The following is a 26,071-nucleotide window of genomic DNA, read 5'->3' on the forward strand; positions in this document are numbered from 1 at the left end:
GTTCTACAAGGACAAACATATAGCAGTGCAAAATCATTTTTTGTACAAACCTTTCGTCCTTTAGCACAAGGAATCATTTACTTATGTGAAGAATTAATCCGTCAGAATAATGCCTTTCCAAGTCAATTTCAATCACAAGTAGCTTCAACGGATGTAATCGAACAAGAAATATTAGAACAAATTCAAGAAATTGACCGAATGAAAACAAGTATGGAAGCTGTCAGTCAAGCTATGCCACTCCCGGGTATGGACGCTATGGCGAATCTTTTTACTGCCATGAGGCACAAACTGCAAGAAAAGTTAGATCATCTACATGAATTTAATCAAACATCTAGCAATAACTATAGTACAGCAATTCAAAATGGTTGGAAACCAGGTAAAGCTTTAGAAAATTATGTTCCAGGTGGACAAATAGGAGGAGATATTTTTGATAATATCCCCCCAGTTTTGCCTGAAAGTCCAGGAAGAGTATGGCGTGAAGCGGATGTGGGACTTGTAGGAAATATGTCAAGAGCAAAACAACCAGGTACAAGGTTGTTATATTCTAATGATGGATTACTTTATGTAACAACAGACCATTATAGAACAATTCATTTTATTGGAAATTATTAAAGTAAGTTAGGGAGAATTATGGATAATTCGAGAAAAGAAGAGATCTTAATAAATGTAGGAAATGTGAGTAATGAGCAAGAATTGCAGAAGTTATTGAAAGAAAAATTAGATTCCCCAAATTTTTATGGAGAAAATTGGAATGCTTTTTGGGACACAATAACCGGATTGGTTGAATTACCTGAAACTATTGTATTCAAAAATTGGGGAGAATTTGAAAGGAAACTATCAGAAGATGCCAACTTGCTGAAAAATATGTTAAATAAGTTTAATGAAAAATATCCCAGTTTGAAAAGTAATATCATTTATAGCTAATATGAAATATTATTTTTCTAGATTCTGGAAGGTAAAGAAAGAAGATTTTAAAAGTACAAGGTAAACTGTTAAAGCAAACGGTGGACATGTTAAGCTTGTCGTATTCGAGGAACTAACTAAGGAATCATCTATTTTGTAAGTTCCTCGGGCACTGACAAAGAGACATGCCTAATAAAAAAAGTCAACAGCGACGTTATGAGAACGTAGTGGTCTGTTGACTTTTTTTATAGTGTTATTCGTTAAAATAATCCTCTTCCATTTTCTCGACAAGCCTATTTGATATTTTCTTTGATGCGTTGTCTAAATCTTTTTTGATGTGTTTACGATATAGATAGTCTGCAATATCCCAATAATGCTCATTTTTCCAAGCAAACATGCCAATAATAAAATCTAGATGAATTCTTTCTTCTTTTTCGTTTCTCCTATTTTTAGCAAAAATTGCTTTGACTCTTTGTTCTTCAACAGTTTTTATCGTTCCTACCAAATCTATAATGGAATCATCAAAAGAATCAAACACTTCTGCCTTAAACTCTTCATACTCTCTACCGTCCATCAGTAAATCATTTGGTGTTAGGTGTAAAATATCGCAAATCTCTAATAGTTTTTCTAAAGAAGGTGTGTAGACACCTCGTTCTAATTTAGAATAATTTTGGGGATTCATTTCTAAGAGACTGACAAAATCTTTTTGTGTCATACCTTCTTGTAATCTATAGTCTTTAAGATTTTTCGCGATGCTTGATATTTTTTTCTGTTTGAATAGTGCCATAATCTGGTTTCCCGCCCCGAGAAAGCCAGCGGAGCTAATCCAAAAGTAATTGAGGAATTAGAGGGGCCTGTTATTGATGGAAAACGAGTTGGAAGTGGAACAAAGATTGATAAAGTAAAACCTATTTGGGGAAGAGATAAAAATGGAAAATCCATCATAGAAAAAGAGTTTCCTCATGTCCCTAAGGAACATGGCTTTTCTGATATTGTTGATAATTACTCAAGATTTGCTGATGAATTTCCACTAGTAGGAGGAGATGGTATTAACAGAAATTTCTTCCAAATAGAGGGAAGCTAAACTGGTAAAAAAGGTGTCTTTGAGTGGATTGTTAAACCAAATGGAAATGTAAGTCATAGAAGATTTATTGAAAATGGAATTGTTACAGGGAAACCAAATCAAGTTCCAAAAAAGTAAAAGGAGAATTATATGGATTTAATAGATTTTAAGAACAAAGGTCTTAAGTATGATTGGAAAACTATTTATACTGGTGTAAATAAAAAATATTTTGAACCGGATGTCATTTCTGATTATGCGGTGGAACTAATGGAAGCTGGTGATGCTTTTGTTAATGAACTAGCTTGGGGAATAGATTCTAATGATTTAGATAAAATTTTGTTTGAAATTAAAGATTCCTATTTTCCTAATTTAGAAGAAAATAGTGAAGAATTACAGAATGAGAATAGGAAACTAAGATTCGTTTTCTTATCTAAGTTAAAAGAAAAGATTACTGATGAAGATGAACTATTAAATAGAATTGCAGAGTTTTATGATAGACATGATTATCCTGAAGATATGACAAGTTTTATTACTTATATGCCCCAAGATACCCCAACTACGAAGAAAGATTTACTAAATAGATTTTATAAATTTTTAGATTCAGAGAAAAAATTTATTGACTAGCTATTTTGCTAGATTCTGAGGGCAAGAAAAGAACTTTTTGAAGAACAAGTCTTCTTTAGGATTGGATATTTCAATGAACCATGTTACCTGGCTTGGAGTAAGTGAAGAGAAAGTTACAAATGGAGAATAATCAACAAAAGAGACCTCACATTTGAGGTCTCTTTTGTTGATTTAAATTAAAAATTATTATTTAAGTGGATGCTCCTTTGCAACTCTTACTTCACATATACATAGGCTTCATTTGCAGTTACATAGTATGTTTTGCCCTTGCTATTTTGTACTTTGTACTGTGGTGATCCATTAACAGTTACCTTTTCATCGATTGTAAATCCTAATCCTGCATCTAAAGTATCAACAACATTGTTTCTCATCTCCTTCCCCTACATCACCTTTTAATAAGTGAACTGATTTTTAAAGTATTATATAAGCGAGAGAATCTACCCTACCTCTGTTTTTTCGTTAGATGCCTTGAGAAATATTATACCTCCCCCTTCTCTTCTTCTTTCACATGTTCTTCTTCTAATACAAAAGTGCCCTTCCCCTCTCCTTCTCCAGTAATTATGGAAGGTAGCACTCGCCAATCTCCAATTACAGTAATCACTTGAAAAGAACAAAATTACACATGGTGGATTCATTTGATATAATACAATTCAAAATAGTATTGATACTCTTCAAAAATTCCAGTCTTCTTCGTCTTCTGGTAGGCGTGCTAATACAGTTAAAGATACTGATAGGCTTGATAAAGAGGGAAATGTTACTAAGGGGATGGATAATACTAGTAAGAAAATCAGCGGACCTAACACAGTAATTTCTCCAGAGATGGAAGAAAAAATTATGTGGGGGCAAAGAAAAAACCCTAACAAAAATGAGATTATTGGAGGGCATTCGTCTGGAATAAATAATAGCCATCCAAACTATGCTGTTGAGGAAATTAAAATCAATCCAGATGGAACAAAAAATATTAAGTATACCACTCAATTTTCCGATGGTAATTTATCAAAAATAAAAAGCAGTACAGTGTTCCCTGATAGTTGGAATGACACAAAAATAGTAAACAGTGTTGAAAACATTGGAAATTCTAAAGCAATAAGCACTAGAGCTAGGGATGGAGCAACTTGGCATCGAGGAACTATTGATGGTGTAGAAATAGATGTGATAAAAAAGGGGACAGTGTTATTAGTGCTTATCCGACAGGGAAGACTAACGCCTTGCCACCATCTGGATTCAAGAAATAGAGGAGAGATAAAAATGTATGAGGAATTAGATGAAATATTATCTGAAAATAGCTCAGAAGATTCTTGGTATGATGATGGATTTATGTATGCTCAAGAACTACTAGTCGATTTTACTGATGAAGATTGGAAAAAAATGTTTCAAAGTATTAATGATAAAAGTGATAAATGGAAGATAAGACTAGCTTATTGTATTGATGATGATTTAGGAATAAACGGATTAGAACTACTACTGAATATGCTTGATGAAAGTGATGAAGTTGCTGAAACTACGATAGATTCTTTAAGGTCTTTCAATTCTGAAGAATACAAAAATATGATAGTATTAAATAATCGCGTAGTTGATAAAGCACAAGAATTATTGGAAAAAGCTAGTTTACCTGTCCAAAGAATTCTAGAAGACTTTTTGAAAAATATTAAAAATTAATTTTTTCAGAATGTGGAGAATCAGTGGTATGGGTGAAGTTAATTGAGTTTTGATTTGCTATTTTGTAAGTTCCTCGGGCACTGATAAAACCACATGCCCAATAAAAAAAGTCAACAGCGATGTGAAGTGCCCTTCCCCTCTCCATCTCAAGTAATTATGGAAGATAGTACTCACCAATCAAGGCACTTTTCAAATGAAAAACATGGATTGGGAAAAACCTATTCACGAATTTACATCTGATAATTATAAAAAATTTATTGAATATATTGAATTTCATTTAAAACAAATTACCTCTACGTTGTGGAAATAAAATTTTTATTGGCTGTCACTAGATAAGAAAATAAATCATTCTCAAATAACCTTAATTTGCTAAATACCTTTCAAGCTTTCTGAGTAAACAAACAGTAAAAAATATATTATACAAAAGAGCATCCTTTAAGTGGATGCTCTTTTGTAATTCTAACTTTGCATATACATGTGCTTCGTTTGCAGTTGCATAATACGTTGCACCTTTGCTGTTGCGTACTTTGTATTGCGGTGAACCATCCATCATAACCTTCGCATCGATTGTAAATCCTAATCCTGCATCTACAGTTCCTACAAACACCACGTAACATTACAAGGGTTACGTGGTATGCAAACTATGATATATTAAATTTTCACTGATTGTTCTTCTTGATAGATAATTTCACCATCAATAATAGTTGTTTCTACTTTTAAATCTTTAATTTGGTTTGGATTAACACTTAAAATGCTGTCATTTAATATAACTAAATCCGCCAGCTTTCCAACCTCTATGCTTCCTTTTATCTCTTCTTCAAAACTCGCATAAGCGCCATTCCAGGTGTATAGTTTAATAGCTTCCATTACGCTTATAGATTGATTAGCACCAAACTCCATTCCAGACTGGCTTTTTCTATTGACAGCAACATGAATTCCTAATAAAGGATTATAGTCAGTAACTGGCGCGTCCGATCCACCTGCTGCCATGATGCCACGATCAATAAAATCACGAACAGCGTACATGTGATTAACACGATCACCATAGTGTTGGACATATATCTCTCCGAATTCATATGGAAATGGAGGATTTGGAATAGGAACCATCTCGAGTTTTTTCATTCTCTCTTGTAAATCTGGTGAAGAAATTCCCGCATGCTCAATCCGATGACGGTGGTTTTTTCTTGGTGATTCCTCCAACGCCTTTTCTACACAATTTAAATACATTTCAATGGCTTTATCACCTTGTGCATGTACAGTGATTTGATAGCCTTTTTTATGCGCTTCACCTAAAACCTGGTAGATTTCTTCCTCACTATAATAAAGAATGCCATAATTGTTAGAGTCACTGGAGTACGACTCACGGGTTGCAATTGTAGGCCCGGTGCTACTTCCATCTGTAAACAATTTAGCTGGTCCAACTTTGAACCTCTCATCTCCGGTACCAGTTACCACACCAGCTTCGACCATTTTATTAACAAATTCATGGGAGTTATTTAACTGACATATCATTGCATATATTCGGACACGAATATCCTTACTCTTCACAGCTTGTTGTAGTAAACGGTAACTCTCAGGGCCATATCCACCTGCCTCATGTATACTTGTTATGCCCGCTGCAACGAAATGATCTGATGCAATTTTCACAGCCTTCATCAGTTCACTTTCTGTATAATTTGCAACCTCACTCATCCCCATATTTGCTGCTTCAATTAACTTTCCTGTAAGCCTTCCTGCCTGATTCTTTTCAATAACTCCCCCATTAGAATCCGGTGTGTTCTCGTTAATTTGCGCAATTTCTAATGCTTTGCTGTTCACCACACTTATATGGCTGCAAGTACGGGATACAATAATCGGGTGTTCAACTGAAATTTCATCCAGCTCAGCGATTGTTGGATAACGCTTTTCCTTCACAGCGGTCTCATTAAAGCCCCAAGCACGTATCCATTCACCTTTAGGCGTTTCTATGGCTTTCTTTTTCAGGTCATCTAACAAAGCCACGATAGAATCAATATGTTCAGCTTTACAACTTACCGCCAACTGATTCACCCCATGAGAAATGAGGTGAATATGAGAATCAATGAATCCAGGAAGAAGCGTTTTTCCTTGCAGGTCAATTACATCCGTTTTTTCTCCTATAAAACTCTTAACCTCCTGATTTGAACCAACAACTACGATACGATTATCTTTTATTGCTACAGCTTCGACTACTGTATTCTTTTGGTCTACTGTAATAACTTCTCCATTTATCAATACAACATCAGCTTTCATAAACTCAGCCCTTTCGGAATTACTCTTTTAGAGTGATTCGTTCAGTATTTAAAGCTATATCTCTCGATATACTATTCCGCTTTTTAACAAGATTTATCAATAATTAGTTAAAGTTGAGATAAACATTCTTTAATTGTTTTAACAATAAAAGTAAAGTCTTCTTCTGTGATGCTTAATGGAGGAGCAAGCTGCAAAATATTATTGTAACCTGCAACAGTGTCACCATTTTTACCAATAATTAGACCCTTTTCTTTACAAGCATTTATGACTTTGTTCACCTTTTCAATAGCAGCCGGTTCTTTTATTTGCTTATCTTCCACTAGTTCAATACCTAAAAGAAGGCCTTTTCCGCGAACATCTCCTACGTTTGGATGCTCTTTTACATCCTCTAGTTCATATAACAGTCGTTCACCCAATTCTTTGGAACGTTCAATGAGTTTCTCATTCTCCATAATTTCTAAATTCTTCAAAGCCAAGGCACAAGCAGCAGGATTTCCTCCGAACGTATTCACATGGCGGAAGCGATCATAATCTTCACTGCCTATGTATGCCTCATAAACCTCTCGTCTGACTGCTGTTGCTGACAAAGGAAGATACGCACTTGTAATACCTTTTGCCATTGTAATGATATCTGGTTTGACGCCATAGTTCATAAATCCAAACGGCTTCCCTGTCCGGCCAAATCCACATATAACTTCATCACAAATGAGCAACGCACCATGCTTCTCGCAAATTTCTTTTACTTTTGCCATATATCCATCAGGAGGCATTAAAATTCCGCCCCCGGTAATAATTGGCTCCATAATCACGCCGGCTACTGTTTGGCTTAACTCCCATGTCATGACACGATCGATTTCATCAGCACTTGCCAGTGTATGAACATCATCTGGATTGCGATACGTATCAGGCGGTGCTACATGCAGAAATCCTTGCCCCAATGGTTCATATTTGTACTTTCGTTGTGCTTGCCCTGTTGCTGCAAGAGCCCCCATTGAATTACCGTGGTAAGCACGATAGCGTGAAATAAACTTATAGCGTCCATGATCACCTTTTTGCTGATGATATTGACGAGCAATTTTAAACGCTGTTTCATTCGCTTCCGATCCACTGTTAGAAAAGAAAATGACGTATTCGTCACCAAGCCATTCATTCAATTTTTCTGCTAATTTAATGGCAGGAGCATGACTTTGTGTGAGAGGGAAGTACGGCATTTCTTCAAGCTGTTCAAAAGCCGCTCTTGCAAGCTCTTTTCGACCATACCCAACATTCACGCACCAAAGACCGGACATACCGTCTAAATAACGGTTTCCATCAATATCCGTCACCCATGCCCCTTCTGCTTTTGTGATAATTAAATTCGTTGGACTAGGGGCTGCTCCTCTCATTGCATGCCAAAGGTACTTTTCATCTGCTTTTTGCAAATTTTGTGTTTGTTCTGTCGTTTGCACAATCACCAACTCCATTCTATCCTTTTATGATTTTACATCACTCTTTCAATAACGAGCCGTAAGCATTTTCTTGCGAGTATAGAATGCTACGCCATCTTTTCCATTTGCATGGAGATCACCATAGAAGGATTTCTTATAACCTGAGAATGAGAAGAATGCCATTAAAGCAGGAACTCCAAGATTGACCCCAAGCATACCTGCATAAATTTCACTACATTTCGTCAACATTACTTGAGAGAACAATATCGGCTTTTTGGTTCATTAGGCTTTATCTCCATTTCGCTTTACTATTCTGAATTTCTTATCCATTAAATACGCAGGAGCAGTCGTCTGCTTAGCATTTGCCCACTTCTCATTTCACATTATTTCAGATTGATCTCATGGTTCATTTTATAATTCTTTTTCAAAAATACTGGACAATCCCATTCACAGACAAGGTCCTTAGCCAAGGAAACGACCCAGTCCTTTGTAATATGATACTTTTTTCCATCAACAGTAATAAACACTTCACCGTCTGTCACATAGAAAACCTCCTGTTCTTCTAGATGCCACGTTCCTTTATCTGGTTCGCCTACCCATAGTTCCCACGTGTCAACACCTAGTTGTTGTGCTTCTTCTGCTGTAAGTTTTTTCGCAAAAAACATGATGATCCTCTCTCTTTCTTATTGGTAATTTTGAAGGAATAGGTTCTATAAACGTACTGTCTTACCATTTGTATCTTTTAAACGTTTGAGCTCTTTTTTCATAAAGTATATGGCAATGAGAACGCCTGGAATTTCTGCAGCGGGACCTGTGTACCATATACCTTCTACACCCCAGAATTTCGGGAAAATAAATAGAAACGGTACCATGAACAACAGTATTTTGCTAACACTAATAAACGTTGCGGACCAGTTTCTCTCTTGTGATTCGAAATAACCTGAGATAAGCAAGCTGACTGCATTAAGCGTAAACAAAGAATTGAATACAACTGTCGTCCAAATACCCAGTTTCTGCAATTCAGGATTACCACCGGAAAAAAATGACACAATTGGATCTGCAAAAATGATTAGTATGGCTGTCACAATCACAAAGAAGGCAACCGTAAAAATGAGTCCCATCTTAATTGCTTGTTTAACACGATCAAGGTTGCCCGCACCGTAATTATAACTAATGATCGGTTGAAGTCCTGTCATCCCACCGAGCGCTGCTAAGGCAAGCAGATTTGTAATGTAACCGTTTTGAATCGTGAAAGCGGCAACGTGCAGCCCACCACCGTAGCTTTGCAGTAAGTTGTTGAAGAAAATAATTGCAATAAACATCATGAACTGACTCGAGAAAGATGCAAAGCCCGTCCAAGCCACTTCACCGATCGTCTTGAGATTAATCATCATATCTTTCATTTTTGGCTTAAGTTTTGTTTTACCAAACCAGAAATAAAAGATTAGGAAAACAGGGATCGATTGCGAAATCGTATTGGCCCATGAGGAACCCATCATCCCCATGTCATACTTCGTTACCATAATCCATTCTGTAATCCCAGCAACAACTGCTGCGACTAACCAACTGTTCATTGATAATACAGGTTTTTCATCGATATTGGTTAAAATACTTAATACAACGGCCAATATCGTTAATGGCAATGAAATCCATAGCAGACGGCTATATTGTACCGCATATGGAAGCGCTTCATCACTTGCTCCGAATAAGGTCATAATATTATTTTCAAAGACCACTCCAAGTACAGCTAACAAAATGGAGAGGAAAAGAGTAAACCATAAAGTTTGTCCCATAATACCTCTAGCTTCTTCGATCTTCCCTTTTCCAAGTCGAAGTGAAATGACCGCTCCGGCTCCCACACCCAAAAGAACGCCAAGCATACGGGTAATAACCATGACCGTAAATCCAATTCCGATCCCTTCGATTTCCAGCTCCTGAAAGCCACTGACGAAATACCCATCGACAACCGCTACAACTCCTAGAATCACGTTAGCCATAATTCCTGCCAAAGCAAACCGTAAATATAGTAACGGAATACTTTTGGTTCCCAGCACTGAATCATACGCCGGCTTATTCATTACTTCTAGTTGCTCTATCTTCGATGACGGACGGTTGTCTACTATTTTCATGAGCATGTCCCCTTATAAATAATTCATATAGCAAGTTAAGCTCAATTAATTCGCATACCAACCTACAGGCTGGGCATGCTGGTGGATATTGATTTGCTTCGTTTCCATAAAGTGCTCCAGCCCAACAGCACCTAACGCTCTGCCGATTCCACTTTGCTTATACCCTCCCCAAGGACCTTCAACATAAGCGAGATGATAACTATTAATCCAAGTAATTCCCGCACGCAATTTACTAATGACACGTTTTGCTCGATCCATATCTTCAGTAAATACAGCACCGGCTAATCCATAAATGGAATCATTCGCTTTTTGGATGGCATCTTCCTCATCTTTAAATTTCTGTACAACAAGGACTGGACCAAAAATCTCTTCCTTAACAATACGCATATTCGCATTTACATCAGCAAAGATCGTTGGCGCAATAAAAAATCCTCGATCAAGCCCATTTTCTATTAAGCGCTTACCACCACAAACTAATTTTGCACCTTCTTCGATTCCGCTCTTGATGTAATGTAAAACTTCATTCATATGAGGCTCGTGTGTGAGGGCTCCCATTTCAATGTTCTCGCTTTCCCCGTTGCCAACTACAATTTTGCTTGCACGCTCGGCCAATCTTTCAACAAACTTATCGTAAATGGTCTCTTGTACAAGCAAACGAGATGCAGCTGAACAAACTTGCCCAGCATTATGGAAAATACCAAACATCGCATTCTCGACTGCAGTTTCAAAATCCACATCGTCGAACACAATAAGTGGAGATTTACCACCCAGTTCAAGTGTGATTTTTTTCATATTGCCCGCAGCTGCGCGCATAATGCTTTGACCTGTTTTTGTTCCACCGGTAAAGGTGATCTTGTCAACATCATGGCTCTCGGCAAGCTCATTCCCAACCTTTGATCCAGGTCCCAATACCAAGTTTGCCACTCCGTCCGGAAGCCCAATCTCTTCGATAATTTCAAAAAGTTTGAATGCGCTCACAGGAGTACCATCAGCAGGCTTAAGTACAATTGTATTCCCTGCGGCGAGTGCAGGAGCAATTTGCCAAACAGCTAACATAAGCGGGAAGTTCCAAGGTACAATAAGTCCACAAACACCAATCGGTTCATGAATAATAATTGTTTCCGAAGAATCAGCACGAGTGTAAGATTCCTTTTTCATGCCTTTGATCAAGTCAGCATAATAGCGGAAGCATTGAATCGATACCGGAATATCCACATAAGTGGTTGCACGAATAACCTTACCGTTATTTGCAGTTTCCAAGCGTGCAATTTCAGCTGCCTTCTCTTCAAGACGGTCTGCAATCTTATAGAGATAGTCAGCTCTTTCATCAGCCGATAAATCCGACCAGATTCCGCTGTCAAACGCTTTACGAGCCGCCTTGATTGCTATCTTCGCATCGTCTGCTGATCCATAAGCAGACGTTGCGATCACCTCTCCGGTTGCAGGATTGATAATGTTTCGTCTAGCACCGGATAACGCTTCTATCCATTTCCCGTCAATGAACATGTTAATTTTCATAAACAACTCTCCTTTACGCAATAATATCTAACAGTTTGAAACCAATATGTGCTAGATTGACCAGCATCGTTTTCTGATTATAGAACGGGAATGATTTGAGGCGTTCCTTTTCAAATCGATATCCACCTGCACTCCCCGTAACGATCCATTGTGCCAATAACTTACCAAACAATGTCGAGAGAGACGCACCGTGTCCCGTATAACCCGTTGCGAAATATGCGCCTTCTTTGGATCTGCCGATAACCGGGAACGTATCAATTGTAACCCCGATAAATCCACCCCAACGGAAATCAATCTTGCTTCCTGCTAGTTTTGGCATTATTTTAACCATGGCATCGTAAACACTTTGATAAACAGCATCGCCTAAGTTTGGACGAACATCGCCACCGCCAAATACGATCCGATTATCTGGTGTACGTCGGAAATAGTAAAGGAAACTGCTTGTATCAAAAACCATGCGATCTTTAGGAATGACGGTACTCACCAGTGATTCTGGAAGCTGTTCAGTAGCAATAATACGTGCCGAAATTGGCAGTACGCCTTTGTTCAGTTCATTCATGATTTTTCCAGAGTAACCATCTGTAGCCACAATAATGTCTTTCGCAGTAACAGCACCTTTTTCTGTTACAACTTTCACACTGTTTCGACCGTACTCAATAGATAGTGCTTTCGAATGCTCAAAGATTTTTGCACCGATCGATTTAGCTGCTTCTCCCAAACCAATTGCATAGTTCAGTGGCTGGAACGAGTAACTCGAGTTGTCGACTAAGCAGCCATAATAATGTGGAGAATCGATCTCTTGATGCAACTGACTTCGATCAAGCACGCTTGATTCGTACCCGAAATTTTCGTTTAAGTATTCGCTTTCATGTTTCAATCCTTCAAAATGCTTGGCTTTGTAAGCCGCCACAATGTGACCTGTCTTTCTAAAGTTACAGTTGATTTGATGCTCGTCGATGATGTTTTTAACCAGTTCAACACTAAATAGGGAGAGATCGTTAAGCTGTCTCGCCTCGTCGGCACCATACTTTTTGGCAAGCTCCTGCATCGTTGGCTTATAGCCTGGCAATACCATCCCGCCGTTACGACCGCTTGCGCCATATCCGATCGTTTCTTGCTCAAGGACAATGACACTCTTCCCTAATTTTTGCAAATGATATGCAGAAGAAAGACCTGTGAAACCTGCGCCAATAATGACAACATCCGCCTCTTCATTTCCTTCAAGAAGTTTTCCTTTTTCATAGCCGTTTGCAGTCGCTGTCCACAGTGAGAGAGTATCCATTCGATCCATCTTATCCATAGCTAATTCTTCTCCTTTTGTGACATGTATGTTACAATACAGTCAAAAATTATTCAAAATATTCAAACTTCTCGAGTCTATCATATGACTTGGAGTTTCCTCCAAGTCAATAGCCATTTGAGAGTTTTTTGAATTCATTTTTGTGAAAAAAGTGGAGTAACTCCACTTTTTTCGTTGGGGGGCATCTATGAAAATTGGTACATTTGCAAAGCTTTTTCATGTTACAACTGATACCGTTCGTTATTACATTGAACTGGGATTATTAATACCAGACAAAAAAAACACCCAGTATCAAATGAACCAAATGTGTCTCGACGACATGACTTTTATTACTGAGCTGAAAAAACTTCATTTTTCACTGCTAGAAATTCAACAAATTTTATCGTATCAGCGTGTCACAAACTTCTCGGACCATGAGGATATCGACTACTACAACAACTTGCTCATTGATAAAAAGAACCAGCTGACCAAGAAAAAAGAAGACATATCAAAAGCTATCCAATTGATTGAAAAAGCGGTTCAAACCAGCTCGCCTTCATCCAAAGAAGAGAACCTTACAGGGATCCCACTTTCCTTTGTAAATCTGCTCTATTGTCCGAAGTGCCATATTCCACTTGAAATGAAAGATGTAACGATTAAAAAAGTCTACATTCAAACGGGGAGTTTAACTTGTACTTGTGGATACGAGGCAGCTATCGAGGAAGGTATTATCATTACCGCGAACTTGTACGAGACGTCTCCTTATCCATCTTATTTTTACGATAAAGAAACGATTAAAGAGATCAATCCCAAAATGATTAACTTATTTGAAAAAAGTAATTTTTGGTTTCAAAAAGTTCTACAAAATGTAGATTTGAAAAACAAATTAATCGTGGAAACAAACGTTGACGCTTTTGTGTCACTACCCAAATATATCGATGTTCTTGAAACGAGCGCATCCTATGTATTCAGTGGCTATTCGCTTGCGATGCTCAAGAAGGTTAGAAAGAGAATTGAGCGTATGAATCCGAAGCCAAACGTCCTTTATATTTTGAATTCTGATTTAAATCTGCCATTGAAACCGCTTAGCATCGATATTTTTGTGGATAGTTTTACAGCAACTGATTTTTCACTGCTCAATCCGCAGTTTCCAATTCATGTTCTAAAAAACTATTTCCATAGCAGTTCAACAATTGTCGGCGGGTACTCCTATTATGATAGCTCGGCCAAATCCTTGAAAAATATTTCAGCCTTATATCCAAATTCCCACGAGCATATTTTATATCCAAAATACTTAGAAGAAAATTTATCAGTCAACGGATTTCAAATCACGCAAAGTGAAAATATCGGTTACTGTACAGATCCAGGACCTTACTTTGATTATCATGTAATAGACGAAAAATTCCACATGCTAATGTATTTGGCTAGTACGAAAAAATAGCGCACAAAAAGAGGCTGTCCGAAAAGTAGGCTAGTTCACGGATGAGACAGCTCCCTTGTAGCTAAAATCATGGTTAATCTGAAAAATTGAGGAAGCATTAAAAGATTATCTTCTGTAGAATGGTGTATTACAATGAACAATGTTACATGGTTTGCAGTAAGTAAAAAACAAATTACAAATAAAGAAATCCAAGCATTTTTGGGAAAGTTAAAGGCGGCCCAGACCAAATAAATCAAACAGCATTGAAACATCTTGAAGAAATAATGGATGGACCGGGAGGTTTTATCAAAATTAAAAATCCTAAAGGAATAGAATTTTTGGAGAAAAAACTACAAGATGGAAGTGGAGTTCGATTAAACCTTGATGGAACTTTTAAATGGTATATTGACCAGTAAAAAGGGTGAGTTATAAATGGAAAATTTAGAGATTATATTAACTGATTTTAATAAAAGAAAAATTGATAAATTAATTTACGGAGAACTTAAATTATCTACATTAAAACTTAAATCATCACATTTTTATAATAATATTTCAGAAAAAGATTTGGATTTTTCTCAAGTGAAAAACATAAAAGAGATTCTATCACCGGAAGGAACAGGAAATATATTTTTAGAAGAATTGAAGTTAGGTATTTCATAAAAAAAACGTAGTAATAGTTTTCTCGTTTGATGAACAATATGGTGACATTGTATTTAACTTTCCTGAAAATGAAATATTAAAGGATGAGAAGAACGATAATAAGTTAAGGTTGAAAAAGCTAGTACATTTTCTAGTTGATTTGAAAAAAAATTATGATATTCCAAAAGTTATAATTGGTTATGAACCTATAACTGATGAGGATACTTTGTTAATTGAAATTAATAATATAGTAACTAATTATGACAAAAAAATAGAAAAAATACTTTCTTAATTTATGAGCCTTAAGGTAACTACCTTAAGGCTTTTTTAGGGGCGGAGTATCGAATTAACCACTTCTTTATTCCAAATCAATGGAATAAAGGTTCTTGACATTAACACGTTGAATACTGAAGTGGAGGAAATTTCGTTAGAGTTAAAAGAAACAGGAGTTACCATATATAATTGCCTGTTTGAAGATGAGTACTGAAAATTATTACCTGATTAAGAAATGAAAGTAGTATAATTTTGTGGAGATACTACTTGATTAGTCTTATAGTATACAAAATACATACCTAGGAAGGAAATGATTATGACAGAATTTAAAAATAGAATGGATGTATCCGATCAAGAAAAGTGGGATTTAACGGATATTTATAAAACGATTGAAAACTGGGAAAACGACTATCAAAAAATCGAAACCTTAACAGAGGATTTAAAAAAATTTAATGGAACTATCCATGATGGTCAGAGCCTACTTGCCTATCTTACGAAAAGTGAAGAAATATCAAGTTTGTTTAATTTAGTCTATGCTTATGCAAGACTTCAATCCGACCTTGATACACGTGATACAGAAGCGCAGTCCCTTGTAGATAAAGCATCACAATTACATGTTAAAATAAGTGCTGCTCGTTCCTTCTTTTCTCCATTTTTACTTAGTATCGATGAGAAAACATTACATTCTTATATAGAGGAAAACGAAGGCTTACAATATTTTAAAGAAGACTTATTTGAATTATATCGATATAAGAAACATGTTTTAAACAAAGATAAAGAAGAAATCTTATCTCAAATGGGTGAAGCTCTCTCTTCTCCTCAGCATACATACGGAATGCTTAATAACGCAGATATTACATTTGGAGAAGTTACAACCAAGGATGGTAATAAAGTAAATTTAACACGCGGGATGTATTCAAAATTAATTAAGGATGAAAGTCGAGATAAGAGAAAAGAAGCTTACAAAGCATACTATCAACATTATGTGCAATTAAAAAACTCTATTGCTTCTACCTTAGCAGCAGCTATAAAAAACAATGTTACCATTTCAAAAATTAGAAACTATCCATCTGCTTTAGAAAGGTCTTTATTTGGTGATATGGTTCCAAAAGAAGTGTATGATACTTTAATTGATACAACTAAAAAGAACATTGCATCTCTACATACATATAATCATTTACGAAAAGAAAAATTGCAGCTAGATGAATTAAGACAGTATGACTTAAATGTTGATTTAGTAAAAGGTGTAAAGCAAGAGATTCCCTATGATGAAGCATTCGAAATCATGCTTACATCCCTTTCTCCACTCGGTGAAGAATATCTTCAAACACTTCGAGGTTTTAAAGATAAACGTTATATAGATGTAAGAGAATTACCTGGAAAACGTTCGGGTGCCTATAATTTTGGCGTATATGGCGCTCACCCTTTCATCCTGTTAAATCATAATGATGACTTAAATAGTCTCTTTACACTTACTCATGAATGTGGGCATGGTATGCATACATATTATTCACATAAGTTTCAGCCGAGAATCTCTGCTCATTATTCAATCTTTGTGGCCGAAGTCGCTTCTACAGTGAATGAAATACTCTTAATTCACCATCTATTAAAAGAAGCAAAAGATATAGACGTACGCAACCATTTAATCAATCACTTTATTGATCAATTTAAAGGAACTTTCTTTACACAAGTTATGTTTGCTGAATTTGAAAAGATTACGCACGAAATGGCGCATCAAGGTAAACCATTAAACGCCCAAGCATTTAATGATGTATATGAAAAATTATTTAGAGAATACAATGGGGATACACTCATATTCGATGAAGATGTAAAATATGGATGGGCTAGAATCCCTCATTTTTACCGACCATTTTACGTTTATAAATACGCTACCGGATTTGCTTCCGCAATTCAAATTGCAGATCAGCTTTTAAGTGGCGATCCTACCGCTCAGCAAAATTATATCGAATTCTTAAAAGGTGGAAGTTCAGATTATCCGCTCAATCTTTTAAAGAAAACTGGTGTAGATTTAACAACGCCAAAACCAATTGAAAGTGCACTAGGACGCTTTAGTAAACTAATTGAAGAATTTTCGTCACTGTAATAAAAAAGCCTCTCACGCTAGAGGCTTTTTCAAATTCATTTTCCTTCCAATAAATCTTTTGCCATCTTCCGAAATTCCTGATTAAATTCATCGGTCATACCGTTTTGAACATTAGAGAATAGAATAACAAAAATTCGTTTATCCCAATTGAAATTATTAAATGTATTCCACCCAGCTAATACACCGTGATTATGGTAATAATCTGGATAAATGTAAAAACTAAATCCATATTTTCTTGCAGGTGATACAGTAAACATATCTGATAAACTTTGTTTGGAAAGAAGTTTGCCAGTCATAATCGCCTCATCTAATCTCTTCATATCTTCTACAGTTGTATACATTTCACCACAACCGTATAGCCAGTTCATTCTTAACCTAGGAGTAGATATGAATTCATTATCTTTCTGTGTATAACCTTCTGCGAAAAATATATCTCCAGGGAATTTTGCCCCCATGCCAGATTCATGCATTCCAACTGGAGTGAAAATATGTTCTTTTACATATTCAGCTAATGGTTGTTTAGAGATTTTTTCTATAACATAGGCAAGTACCATATAATTATAATCCGTATATCTCCAACCTGTTCCAGCAGGGAATTCAAGATTTTGTGAACCAATCCATGTCACTAATTTTAAACGTGATGCCGCATCAACTTTCCCTTGCCCTTGTTCAGGTAATCCAGATGTATGTGTCAATAAATGTCTTAAAGTAATATTTTTATCCGCTGGGAATGAAGGAATATATTTATTTACATTATCTTCTATATTCAATTCCCCTTTTTCCTGCAACTGCAATATAGACACTGCCACTACTGTCTTAGTGATAGAACCAATACGATATTTTGTTCTTGGCGTTGTTAAGACTTTATCCTGCATATTTGCATAGCCATACCCTTTTCGCAAAATCACATTATTTTGATCCGTCACAAGTGCCGTTCCATTAAATCCCTTTTCTTTTAAATATTGGTCTAATTTTTGTGTTGCCCCAGCATAACGATTTCGCTGATTTCTATCTACTTTCGGTGTATCTGTTTCTAGTTTACTAGTAGAATCTGAAAATGCCTTTAAATTCTGCGTTTTACCTTTATTTGTTTGCATGAACATATATACACTTAAGCAAAAAATCGCGATAATAAAGCAAACGATTAAACATCTCTTAAACATACAGGAGCCCTCTTTTTATTCAATTTATACTTGTTACTCTTTTCATTGTTTTATTCTATCTCTACTCATTTAAAAGAAGACTTTAATTTTTGCTTAAATTTATTGAAGAACTATATTCGAGAAATGAACTACATATTACTATTTCATCCTCAATTCTACTACTATAAATTAGCATGTCTCTTGATTATCTATATCTTCCTAAAAAGTTTGTATTATTGGAAATTTATTCAAGATAAGCTTCCCATACTCAAATTTTTGATCACTTACTATTGTATTTCTTTCTTAGAAAATTTCCACCCAACAATCCGATTCATCTCACTATAATTTTGTTTTTTTATGTAACATTCCTTGCAAACAACATATACAATAATGCCAAAAAAGGTAATCTATTAGCATTCATCGATAAGCAAAATTAACTAGATAGTGAAATGTTCAGTTATCGAACAAACAAAAATAGCATGGTATTTATCGAGTATTACGGAAAATAAATTATGATTGTCAAAAGAAAAGAAAAGATGCAGAAAAATTTTCAAGTAAAATAAATCATGCAAACAATAAAAAGAGAGGAAGCTCATTACGGCCAAAATAATAGGGAATTTCAAAAGAGGAAATGAACGAAAAGCAAATATTAATAAGAATAAGAATCAAATTCATTTATATGTCATAATATCACCATTTTAAAATTCATACCAAAATTGATTATACATCATATTGCAAAAAAATGTCATTCGTATGACTTTTTTTTTGCAATTTTTCAATAAACTTATTGCTGAAACAAACAGCAATATAGCCATACACACCCACGCCCACGTATACCCTTTGATATCCACTATGAAGCCAAAAACAGGCGGAGCTAAAATAATAGCAATTTGATTTAGCGTAAGTGCAAAGCTAACCGTAATTCCTACTGAATCCTGCCGCGATGTTTCAACAACTTCAACCATAAAAAGACTAAAACACCCAATGCCGAAGAACCCTAATAAGCCGCTAATTGAACTACCCCCACCTTCACTTCTTTTAGAGGTGGAGGTCTTCTCGGTTAAAATGATAAAATATTATAGTTTATAAAAAACAAGTACTAATACGTTTTTTTCATTGATTAAGGATATAATGTACATAACTACAAGTGAATTATAAAAACAATGCGCACCAACTAATCAATATTAAATTCCAATCTTCTATATTCTCAATAAAATGGAGAATATCATTGAATATTTATATCTATGCTTTATGTAACAGAAAAAAACGTAAAAGAAGGAGATACAATGAAAAAGAAAAAAGAAACAAAAGAAACCGGATGGAACTTAGACAATAGTTATGCCCGTCTACCGGAATCATTTTTTTCCACCCTTAGCCCAACCCCTGTAGGCTTACCAAAGTTAATCATTCTCAATCATCCTGTGGCAACATCCCTAGGGCTAAACATTGAGGAACTACAAAGCGAAGATGGAGTAGCGGTTCTTGCTGGAAACCGAATTCCCGAAGGTTCTATCCCTCTTGCTCAAGCTTATGCAGGGCATCAATTCGGGCATTTCAACATGCTAGGAGACGGCCGTGCGCTGCTAATCGGTGAGCAGATTACTCCTTCAGGTGAACGATTTGATATTCAATTAAAAGGCTCTGGTAGAACACCATACTCCCGCCGAGGGGATGGCCGCGCCGCACTTGGACCAATGCTACGCGAGTATATTATCAGTGAAGCAATGCACGCGCTTGGTATTCCTACTACCCGTAGTCTAGCTATAGTATCAACAGGTGAGTCAATCATACGCGAAACTGCTTTACCAGGTGCAATTTTGACACGTGTAGCTAGCAGTCATATACGCGTTGGCACATTTCAATACGCAGCAGCAAGCGGTTCAGTTGAGGAGCTAAAAATTTTGGCTGACTATACGATTAAGCGTCATTTTCCAGCTATTCAATCACAGGAAAATCCATACCTAGCGTTACTACAAGAAGTGATGAAGCAACAGGCCAGCTTAATTGCAAAGTGGCAACTCGTTGGCTTTATTCACGGGGTAATGAATACCGATAACATGACCATTAGCGGAGAAACCATCGATTATGGTCCTTGCGCCTTCATGGATGAATATGACCCAGCAACAGTATTTAGTTCCATTGACACGCAAGGCCGATACGCCTATGGTAACCAGCCGTATATTGGTGTGTGGAATCTCGCGCGATTTGCAGAATCTCTATTGCCGATTCTACATACAGACCTAGAACAAGCTGCCCAAATAGCCCAAAATGCGATTTCAGATTTCGGCACACTGTATGAAAAGCATTGGCTCGCTGGGATGCGGACCAAGCTAGGTATATTTAACGAAGAAGCAGAAGATAGAGCCCTCATTGATGAGCTCCTTAAAATTATGGAGAAATATCGCGCAGACTATACTAATACCTTCCTTGCTTTAACTTTTGGTACACATAAAGATACCGATTTGTTTAAAAGTCAAGAATTTACGAAGTGGAATGAAAAATGGCAGGCAAGATTAAGCAGACAGGAGGAATCGAAATCTTCTTCACATCAGCTGATGCGAGACACCAATCCTGCGATAATCCCACGAAATCACCGCGTGGAAGAAGCATTAGATGCCGCAGCTAAACAAGGGAACTACAGCGTAATGGAACAACTGCTTGTTGTTCTTTCAAATCCTTATGCTCACTCTCCTGAACAGTCTGAGTATTGCACACCACCGGCGCCATCATCCCGCCCTTATCGAACTTTTTGTGGTACATGAGAAAGAATTAAGTTAACACCTTCTCATGATTTACTATTTTTACAACTTAATGCTACTCCTTTACCTAATGGAGTGGCATTTTTTCGGTTCTGATGCAAAATCATTTAATATAGATATAGAACCTACACAGTTTGTTCAACTACTCTTTTCTCAGCGCTAAATACAATTGATTGTTTTTTCATAATATCTAGTGGTAAATCTAGATCTCTATTTTATTAGATAAAGAGAGGCCAGCCAGCATCCAAACCAGGAAGATAAAATATCTGAATAACATGTGGAACAAGACCATCGTTTTATTAAGAAACGAATACGCTCTATGTTGGGATTCAAGTCATTTAAAACAGCAACCTCTATATTGAGTGGCGTTGAAGCCATGCATATGATAAAAAAGGATAGATTGATTTAGAAAACCAGTCTGTCCAAAACCAAAAAGAGTTCATCCACCAAGTGTTTAGACTTATAGCATAAAATACGATTCCGTTAGGAGTCTACTATTCTCCGTGTTATTCTTCATATATTTGCACCAGAACCGATTTTATCCAATTATTTTAGAATATTAAAATAATTAATAATAATACAAGCAACGAATATACTATTCATTTTTTTGTTATCATTATCATTTTTTATTTGTGACAACTTGTTGAACACCGGATTATTATACATAACCTAGAAAAAAATAGAGAATAATGTAGATTTTTGTCTAATGATATGTATGTACACTTCCTATCTGCTAGATATAGACTGTGAAGTGTAAGGACCTTATCTTACAAAAAACTTAAAGGAGGCTTATAAAATGGGGAAATTTACAGGATTTTCAAAGTTTACACTTGCTACATTAATAGGAATAGGTAGCTTAGGTGCCTTTTCTCAAACAGAAGGTGTAAAAGCTGAAAGTTTGGATCGTATTTCTCATGAAAATGTTGAATTTAATTCACCTTCTACTATCACAAATACTTTTGAACAAAGAGCTAATATTGTCCCTGAATCAAAAGTAATCACAAACCATTATGTGAAGTACTCAAAAACTAGTTATCAGGTTAAAGAAAGTATTCCAAAAGAAATTTATTATTCATCAGATGGTTTTAAAGGTTATATACAAGCAACAACTATAATTGATATTGGTGACCATTTCCTGACTCTCTATTCCGGAACTGTAATTCGATGTTAATTTCATGATTATGTTTATTAAAAGTAGTTTAAAACTTGTGGATTTACAAAAAATAAACCACAAAATTATTCAATTTTATGGTTTATCAAATAAAAGATAATGCTAAGACTACGTCTAATGCTCTTAGATTACCTTCCCCAAAGTTAATTATAGAGTATTAAAGTATTACTGTACAATCAAAAAGCACTCGAATGAGTGCTTTTTGATTGCTATTCCTAATGAAATTCTTTTTCTTTTCTAAAATCTGTTCATACTATTGATTCACAAAGCACTTATGCCCAGATATACAAATCATTTGTGTGAGATTTTTACATACATGTTTGAAATAAAAACTTACATGAATGATTTTAAAAGTTCTTGTACGAATGGAATTACTCCACCCACAAATTTTAAAACAGCCATTGCGATTGCCATAGTATTTCCTCCCCTTGTTTGAGTATTAAGATGTGGTAAATCTTATACCTTCATTTTAGATACATTCCGATATGCAATATTTCATATTAAAAATGTGTTTTATACAGTTATAATAGAATAGGTAAATTCTAAAGCACTCTTAAGTGAACAAAACAGCTAATGAACATATAAAAAAGAAGAGGATTATAAAAATCCTCTTCTTTTTTATGTTAATAAATCTAAGCTTGCATTCATGTTGGTCCTACGTAACTAGTAATTTAATACATAACAGAATATCCAGAAGGGATAGTTTCAAGGGTTTTTTGTAGCTTTTTTACATAAATATCATATTTTTATCTTTAACATTAGGGAATATCGTTAGATGTATATATTTATTTTCATTAATCTCTTTTTTTTTAGATATTTAGTGATACACTATATGTTGTATAAAGCGAGAGAAATGGTTAAAGGTGGTTATTATAGGTGAAAAAGATATCATTATTTTTGATAATTATTAGTTTGTTATTAAGTGCTTGTAATGGTACTAATATTATTAAAAAAGAAGAGAAAGTTGTAGAAAAAAATACGAAGGGAAATAGCATTATTCCGAAATATTCTATTTCTGATAATTATTATAAAACTATTATTCCTTTAAAAGAACATAAAATAATAAATACAGTTAATATACAAACTAATTCTAAATTAGATATAGATAAATTAGAATTAGGTTTAATGAATATGGCATCTAAGCAATTTGATACAAAAAATCATTTATTACAAAGAAGTGAATATATTGCTCAAAAAACAATAGACGAATTACTCACAAAACAAGAAATACCTTATGTATCTAATATTATAGAATATGATTATTATACTAAGAAAAATTCAGGTGAATTGAGTTTAGCTGGTGTTGTTATCGGTTTAGCCATGACTTCAAATCATTCTAATGAAGAAGCAAATGTTAAGGGCAGTGAAATTGCTAATCAACTTTTAAAAGTTCTTTATGATAATAAGAACTTTGTAAAAGTTCCTATTACTTTTTCTATTTTTAAACAGGAAGCTTCTGATTCTTTAAAAGCCGGTACTTTTATTTCTAGTGTAACAGTACAAAAAGGTGAGAATAGTATAGGACAGTGGGCTAATATTAACGAAAAATCCTTTGCTTATCCTTCTGATGATTTTAAACAAGTATATAATAAAGATAATGAAGAGTTAGATAAGTTTTCTGTTAAAGTGAAAAAATTCAATAAAGATGATTATATACCGGTTAATGCTACAATTTTTTATAAAGATGATCATATGGATACTGTAAATATGAATGTTTTAGTTAAATTTAATGGTAAATCAGAACTGATTGCTTTTACACAAATGATAGTCCAAAATATATTAGATGTTTTCTCTAAAGATGTTAAGGTTCAAATGAATATAAAGTCAGAGCAAAAAGTTGAAGCAGTTGTTGTAAGAGAAAAAAATGAAGATGAACCTTTTGTTTCTTTTATTGAATAATGAAAATAAAAAAGACAGTTATTATACTGTCTTTTTTATTTTAAATATTAGTTTAATGTACCATGGTTATTTTATCATTAGCGCTTTAAAATAATTAGGCGAACAAGTGAAAAAAGATTGTGCTCTAAAACAGATTATTTAGCTCTACAATTGTATCCGCTTCTATAAGCTTAAGTTGCTGCCCCGATTTAACCTATTCGTAACGAAGTGCTTCAATTGGATCTAATTTCGCCGCCTTATTCGCTGGAATTAACCCGAAGATAATACCAAGCGTCATCGAGAATAATACGCCGCCAACAACTACTTGCCATGAAACGAGTGGTGGCCATTTCGCAAATGTGGAAACAATATATGCGCCCCCGTAACCAAGACCAATCCCGATTAATCCACCAAGAAGCGTTAACATAACAGCCTCAATTAAGAATTGCAGTAAAATTTTACTACGCGTTGCTCCAAGTGCTTTACGTACCCCAATCTCACGTGTACGCTCTGTTACAGATACGAGCATAATGTTCATAACGCCAATACCACCAACGACTAATGAAATACCAGCAATACCTCCAATAATCATCGTCATGATATTTGTCATTTTAGAAATACCATCTTGAATTTCTTTTAAATTCATTACCTCATATTTACCTGTAAACTCACTTGGCTTACGACTATTTAATGCATCAGCCGCTTTCTTTCCAGCGTCATCTAAATTATCGACATTTTTCGCTTGGACAGAAATCTCTTGAATTTCATCTGTTCCATACAACGACGGCCATAACGTTAGTGGAATTAGAACTTCTGAACCTCCCATTCCCATGAATCCGCCCTCGGCTTTATATACACCAATAATTTGCAGCGGTTGGCCTTTCATTTCAATAATCTTTCCAACTGGATTTTCTTTTTCAAATATCTTTTCTTCTACATCGGAACTAATCATGACAACGTTATTTCCATAATCGATATCTGTATCATTTAAAGAACGGCCTTTTAACACCTTAACTTTATTCGCAGCGAAATATTCGCTGTCTAGCCCTTTAATATTCACCATATCTTTTTTATCATTGACATCAAGTGTTTCCATGTTTGAATTCGTCTTAATTACGTGTGAAATCTCTGGAAGCTTTTTAATTTCAAAAATATCTTCTTCTGTCAATTTCGGTTTTCCCATGGATTCCATACCAAATGAATCATTCATGTCAGGAGTATAGTGAATAGAAATCACACTATTCCCAGAACCAACAAATTGTGATTTTAACGCTGCTTCCCCGCCCTGCCCAATCGCAACAACAGTAATAATAGAGCCGACACCGATAATAATCCCAAGCATTGTAAGTGCTGAGCGCAGTTTATGAGCTAGAATAGAAGATAGGGCAATCTTTATACTATCTAGTAAACTCATACCGCACACCTTCTATCTTCTGTAATTTCCCCATCCCTTAGTACGATTCGGCGCGAAGAATACGCCGCAACTTCATCTTCATGCGTAACCATAACAATCGTTGTACCTTCTGCGTTTAACTTTGTGAAAATATCCATAACCTGCTCTCCAGATTTCGTATCAAGAGCACCTGTTGGTTCATCGGCCATAATAAACGTTGGATCATTTGCAATAGAACGTGCGATGGCTACACGCTGCTTTTGCCCACCTGAAAGTTCGCTTGGCAAGTGATGCACGCGGTCAGACAATCCGACTTTCCCAAGTGCTTCAAGAGCTCTCTGACGGCGCTCCGCTTTCTTCACGCCGCCATATATAAGCGGAAGTTCTACATTTTCTACCGCTGAAAGACGTGGCAATAA

The 26,071-nt window shown here is 35.6% G+C and carries 20 protein-coding genes and 6 pseudogenes; 12 read left to right on the forward strand and 14 right to left on the reverse strand.

Annotated features, from left to right (window positions below; genetic code table 11):
• Positions 1–360: pseudogene (locus C564_RS38515) on the forward strand (T7SS effector LXG polymorphic toxin); the annotation flags it as partial.
• Between the two features lie 270 nt (positions 361–630).
• Positions 631–924 (forward strand): barstar family protein, encoded by a 294-nt coding sequence (locus tag C564_RS0127405; protein WP_018767589.1) that lies wholly within the window; start codon positions 631–633, stop codon positions 922–924.
• Positions 925–1,156: 232 nt separating this feature from the next.
• Here the strand turns inward: C564_RS0127405 and C564_RS35575 are convergent, their stop codons facing one another.
• Complete coding sequence (locus tag C564_RS35575; protein WP_018767590.1) at positions 1,157–1,690, reverse strand: helix-turn-helix transcriptional regulator; 534 nt, start codon at positions 1,688–1,690, stop codon at positions 1,157–1,159.
• A 426-nt stretch (positions 1,691–2,116) separates the two neighbouring features.
• Here C564_RS35575 and C564_RS0127415 point away from each other — a divergent pair, with 426 nt between their 5' ends.
• A complete protein-coding gene (locus tag C564_RS0127415) occupies positions 2,117–2,590 on the forward strand; it encodes a DUF2247 family protein (RefSeq protein ID WP_018767591.1) in 474 nt (157 codons plus the stop codon).
• A 215-nt stretch (positions 2,591–2,805) separates the two neighbouring features.
• Here C564_RS0127415 and C564_RS37030 read toward each other — a convergent pair whose 3' ends face one another.
• Positions 2,806–2,961, reverse strand: coding sequence for a hypothetical protein (locus tag C564_RS37030; RefSeq protein ID WP_018767592.1), 156 nt, complete (start codon positions 2,959–2,961; stop codon positions 2,806–2,808).
• A gap of 394 nt (positions 2,962–3,355) precedes the next feature.
• Between C564_RS37030 and C564_RS37835 the strand changes: the two genes are divergently transcribed.
• Positions 3,356–4,249 carry an EndoU domain-containing protein gene (locus tag C564_RS37835; protein ID WP_231382366.1) on the forward strand — a complete coding sequence of 298 codons (894 nt, stop codon included), beginning with the start codon at positions 3,356–3,358 and terminating at the stop codon, positions 4,247–4,249.
• A 463-nt stretch (positions 4,250–4,712) separates the two neighbouring features.
• On the opposite strand, the pseudogene C564_RS38295 reads toward C564_RS37835, so the two are convergent.
• The 8 genes and pseudogenes from C564_RS38295 to C564_RS0127475 all read right to left on the reverse strand — a co-directional run.
• Positions 4,713–4,847 (reverse strand): annotated as a pseudogene (locus C564_RS38295) (N-acetylmuramoyl-L-alanine amidase); the annotation flags it as partial.
• Between the two features lie 53 nt (positions 4,848–4,900).
• Positions 4,901–6,520, reverse strand: a complete 1,620-nt coding sequence (locus C564_RS0127445) for an amidohydrolase (RefSeq protein WP_018767595.1) — start codon at positions 6,518–6,520, stop codon at positions 4,901–4,903.
• A 107-nt stretch (positions 6,521–6,627) separates the two neighbouring features.
• Positions 6,628–7,983, reverse strand: a complete 1,356-nt coding sequence (locus C564_RS0127450) for an aspartate aminotransferase family protein (RefSeq protein WP_165774928.1) — start codon at positions 7,981–7,983, stop codon at positions 6,628–6,630.
• Positions 7,984–8,013: 30 nt separating this feature from the next.
• A pseudogene (locus tag C564_RS0127455) lies at positions 8,014–8,175 on the reverse strand (methylmalonate-semialdehyde dehydrogenase); the annotation flags it as partial.
• 155 nt (positions 8,176–8,330) lie between these two features.
• Positions 8,331–8,612 carry a cupin domain-containing protein gene (locus C564_RS0127460; protein ID WP_006095502.1) on the reverse strand — a complete coding sequence of 94 codons (282 nt, stop codon included), beginning with the start codon at positions 8,610–8,612 and terminating at the stop codon, positions 8,331–8,333.
• 45 nt (positions 8,613–8,657) lie between these two features.
• Positions 8,658–10,076, reverse strand: a complete 1,419-nt coding sequence (locus C564_RS0127465) for an MATE family efflux transporter (RefSeq protein ID WP_018767598.1) — start codon at positions 10,074–10,076, stop codon at positions 8,658–8,660.
• A 45-nt stretch (positions 10,077–10,121) separates the two neighbouring features.
• Complete coding sequence (locus C564_RS0127470; RefSeq protein ID WP_018767599.1) at positions 10,122–11,594, reverse strand: aldehyde dehydrogenase family protein; 1,473 nt, start codon at positions 11,592–11,594, stop codon at positions 10,122–10,124.
• Between the two features lie 13 nt (positions 11,595–11,607).
• The gene (locus C564_RS0127475; protein WP_018767600.1) at positions 11,608–12,894 is read right to left on the reverse strand and encodes an NAD(P)/FAD-dependent oxidoreductase; all 1,287 of its coding nucleotides are present in this window, start codon (positions 12,892–12,894) and stop codon (positions 11,608–11,610) included.
• Between the two features lie 187 nt (positions 12,895–13,081).
• Here C564_RS0127475 and C564_RS0127480 point away from each other — a divergent pair, with 187 nt between their 5' ends.
• From C564_RS0127480 to pepF, 3 genes are all read left to right on the forward strand, one after another.
• Positions 13,082–14,314 carry a MerR family transcriptional regulator gene (locus C564_RS0127480; RefSeq protein ID WP_003198917.1) on the forward strand — a complete coding sequence of 411 codons (1,233 nt, stop codon included), beginning with the start codon at positions 13,082–13,084 and terminating at the stop codon, positions 14,312–14,314.
• Positions 14,315–14,725: 411 nt separating this feature from the next.
• A complete protein-coding gene (locus C564_RS37035) occupies positions 14,726–14,953 on the forward strand; it encodes a hypothetical protein (protein ID WP_003198921.1) in 228 nt (75 codons plus the stop codon).
• A gap of 568 nt (positions 14,954–15,521) precedes the next feature.
• Positions 15,522–17,309 carry an oligoendopeptidase F gene (pepF, locus tag C564_RS0127500; protein WP_018767602.1) on the forward strand — a complete coding sequence of 596 codons (1,788 nt, stop codon included), beginning with the start codon at positions 15,522–15,524 and terminating at the stop codon, positions 17,307–17,309.
• 35 nt (positions 17,310–17,344) lie between these two features.
• On the opposite strand, the gene C564_RS0127505 is transcribed toward pepF, so the two are convergent.
• Positions 17,345–18,472, reverse strand: a complete 1,128-nt coding sequence (locus C564_RS0127505; RefSeq protein ID WP_018767603.1) for a serine hydrolase domain-containing protein — start codon at positions 18,470–18,472, stop codon at positions 17,345–17,347.
• Positions 18,473–18,900: 428 nt separating this feature from the next.
• Here C564_RS0127505 and C564_RS38300 point away from each other — a divergent pair.
• Positions 18,901–19,090: pseudogene (locus tag C564_RS38300) on the forward strand (hypothetical protein); the annotation flags it as partial.
• Positions 19,091–19,149: 59 nt separating this feature from the next.
• On the opposite strand, the pseudogene C564_RS0127510 reads toward C564_RS38300, so the two are convergent.
• A pseudogene (locus tag C564_RS0127510) lies at positions 19,150–19,464 on the reverse strand (hypothetical protein); the annotation flags it as partial.
• A gap of 273 nt (positions 19,465–19,737) precedes the next feature.
• On the opposite strand from C564_RS0127510, the gene C564_RS0127515 reads away from it, so the two are divergent.
• The 4 genes and pseudogenes from C564_RS0127515 (at position 19,738) to C564_RS0127530 (ending at position 24,280) form a co-directional block, all read left to right on the forward strand.
• Positions 19,738–21,213, forward strand: a complete 1,476-nt coding sequence (locus C564_RS0127515) for a protein adenylyltransferase SelO (protein ID WP_026008728.1) — start codon at positions 19,738–19,740, stop codon at positions 21,211–21,213.
• Positions 21,214–21,461: 248 nt separating this feature from the next.
• Positions 21,462–21,681: pseudogene (locus C564_RS35595) on the forward strand (DDE-type integrase/transposase/recombinase); the annotation flags it as partial.
• A 325-nt stretch (positions 21,682–22,006) separates the two neighbouring features.
• Entirely contained in the window at positions 22,007–22,381 is a 375-nt protein-coding gene (locus C564_RS0127520) for a hypothetical protein (RefSeq protein ID WP_003205206.1), read from the forward strand.
• 876 nt (positions 22,382–23,257) lie between these two features.
• The gene (locus C564_RS0127530; RefSeq protein ID WP_018767607.1) at positions 23,258–24,280 is read left to right on the forward strand and encodes a CamS family sex pheromone protein; all 1,023 of its coding nucleotides are present in this window, start codon (positions 23,258–23,260) and stop codon (positions 24,278–24,280) included.
• A 193-nt stretch (positions 24,281–24,473) separates the two neighbouring features.
• On the opposite strand, the gene C564_RS0127535 is transcribed toward C564_RS0127530, so the two are convergent.
• Positions 24,474–25,673, reverse strand: coding sequence for an ABC transporter permease (locus C564_RS0127535; protein WP_018767608.1), 1,200 nt, complete (start codon positions 25,671–25,673; stop codon positions 24,474–24,476).
• A partial coding sequence (locus C564_RS32765) for an ABC transporter ATP-binding protein (RefSeq protein ID WP_018767609.1) occupies positions 25,670–26,071 on the reverse strand: 402 nt, incomplete at its 5' end. The genes C564_RS0127535 and C564_RS32765, both read right to left, overlap by 4 nt.

The organism is Bacillus sp. 105MF (assembly GCF_000374885.1).
Lineage (GTDB): Bacteria > Bacillota > Bacilli > Bacillales > Bacillaceae_G > Bacillus_A > Bacillus_A pseudomycoides.

Coding starts and splice junctions, on each gene's coding strand:
- C564_RS35575 (WP_018767590.1), bottom strand. CDS start 1,690: ATGGCACTATTCAAACAGAAAAAAATATCAAGCATCGCGAAAAATCTT.
- C564_RS0127505 (WP_018767603.1), bottom strand. CDS start 18,472: ATGTTTAAGAGATGTTTAATCGTTTGCTTTATTATCGCGATTTTTTGC.
- C564_RS0127465 (WP_018767598.1), bottom strand. CDS start 10,076: ATGAAAATAGTAGACAACCGTCCGTCATCGAAGATAGAGCAACTAGAA.
- C564_RS0127515 (WP_026008728.1), top strand. CDS start 19,738: ATGAAAAAGAAAAAAGAAACAAAAGAAACCGGATGGAACTTAGACAAT.
- C564_RS0127480 (WP_003198917.1), top strand. CDS start 13,082: ATGAAAATTGGTACATTTGCAAAGCTTTTTCATGTTACAACTGATACC.
- C564_RS0127475 (WP_018767600.1), bottom strand. CDS start 12,894: ATGGATAAGATGGATCGAATGGATACTCTCTCACTGTGGACAGCGACT.
- C564_RS0127470 (WP_018767599.1), bottom strand. CDS start 11,594: ATGAAAATTAACATGTTCATTGACGGGAAATGGATAGAAGCGTTATCC.
- C564_RS0127460 (WP_006095502.1), bottom strand. CDS start 8,612: ATGTTTTTTGCGAAAAAACTTACAGCAGAAGAAGCACAACAACTAGGT.
- C564_RS0127450 (WP_165774928.1), bottom strand. CDS start 7,983: ATGGAGTTGGTGATTGTGCAAACGACAGAACAAACACAAAATTTGCAA.
- C564_RS0127535 (WP_018767608.1), bottom strand. CDS start 25,673: ATGAGTTTACTAGATAGTATAAAGATTGCCCTATCTTCTATTCTAGCT.
- C564_RS37035 (WP_003198921.1), top strand. CDS start 14,726: ATGGAAAATTTAGAGATTATATTAACTGATTTTAATAAAAGAAAAATT.
- C564_RS0127520 (WP_003205206.1), top strand. CDS start 22,007: ATGGGGAAATTTACAGGATTTTCAAAGTTTACACTTGCTACATTAATA.
- C564_RS37835 (WP_231382366.1), top strand. CDS start 3,356: ATGGATAATACTAGTAAGAAAATCAGCGGACCTAACACAGTAATTTCT.
- C564_RS0127405 (WP_018767589.1), top strand. CDS start 631: ATGGATAATTCGAGAAAAGAAGAGATCTTAATAAATGTAGGAAATGTG.
- C564_RS37030 (WP_018767592.1), bottom strand. CDS start 2,961: ATGAGAAACAATGTTGTTGATACTTTAGATGCAGGATTAGGATTTACA.
- pepF (WP_018767602.1), top strand. CDS start 15,522: ATGACAGAATTTAAAAATAGAATGGATGTATCCGATCAAGAAAAGTGG.
- C564_RS0127445 (WP_018767595.1), bottom strand. CDS start 6,520: ATGAAAGCTGATGTTGTATTGATAAATGGAGAAGTTATTACAGTAGAC.
- C564_RS0127415 (WP_018767591.1), top strand. CDS start 2,117: ATGGATTTAATAGATTTTAAGAACAAAGGTCTTAAGTATGATTGGAAA.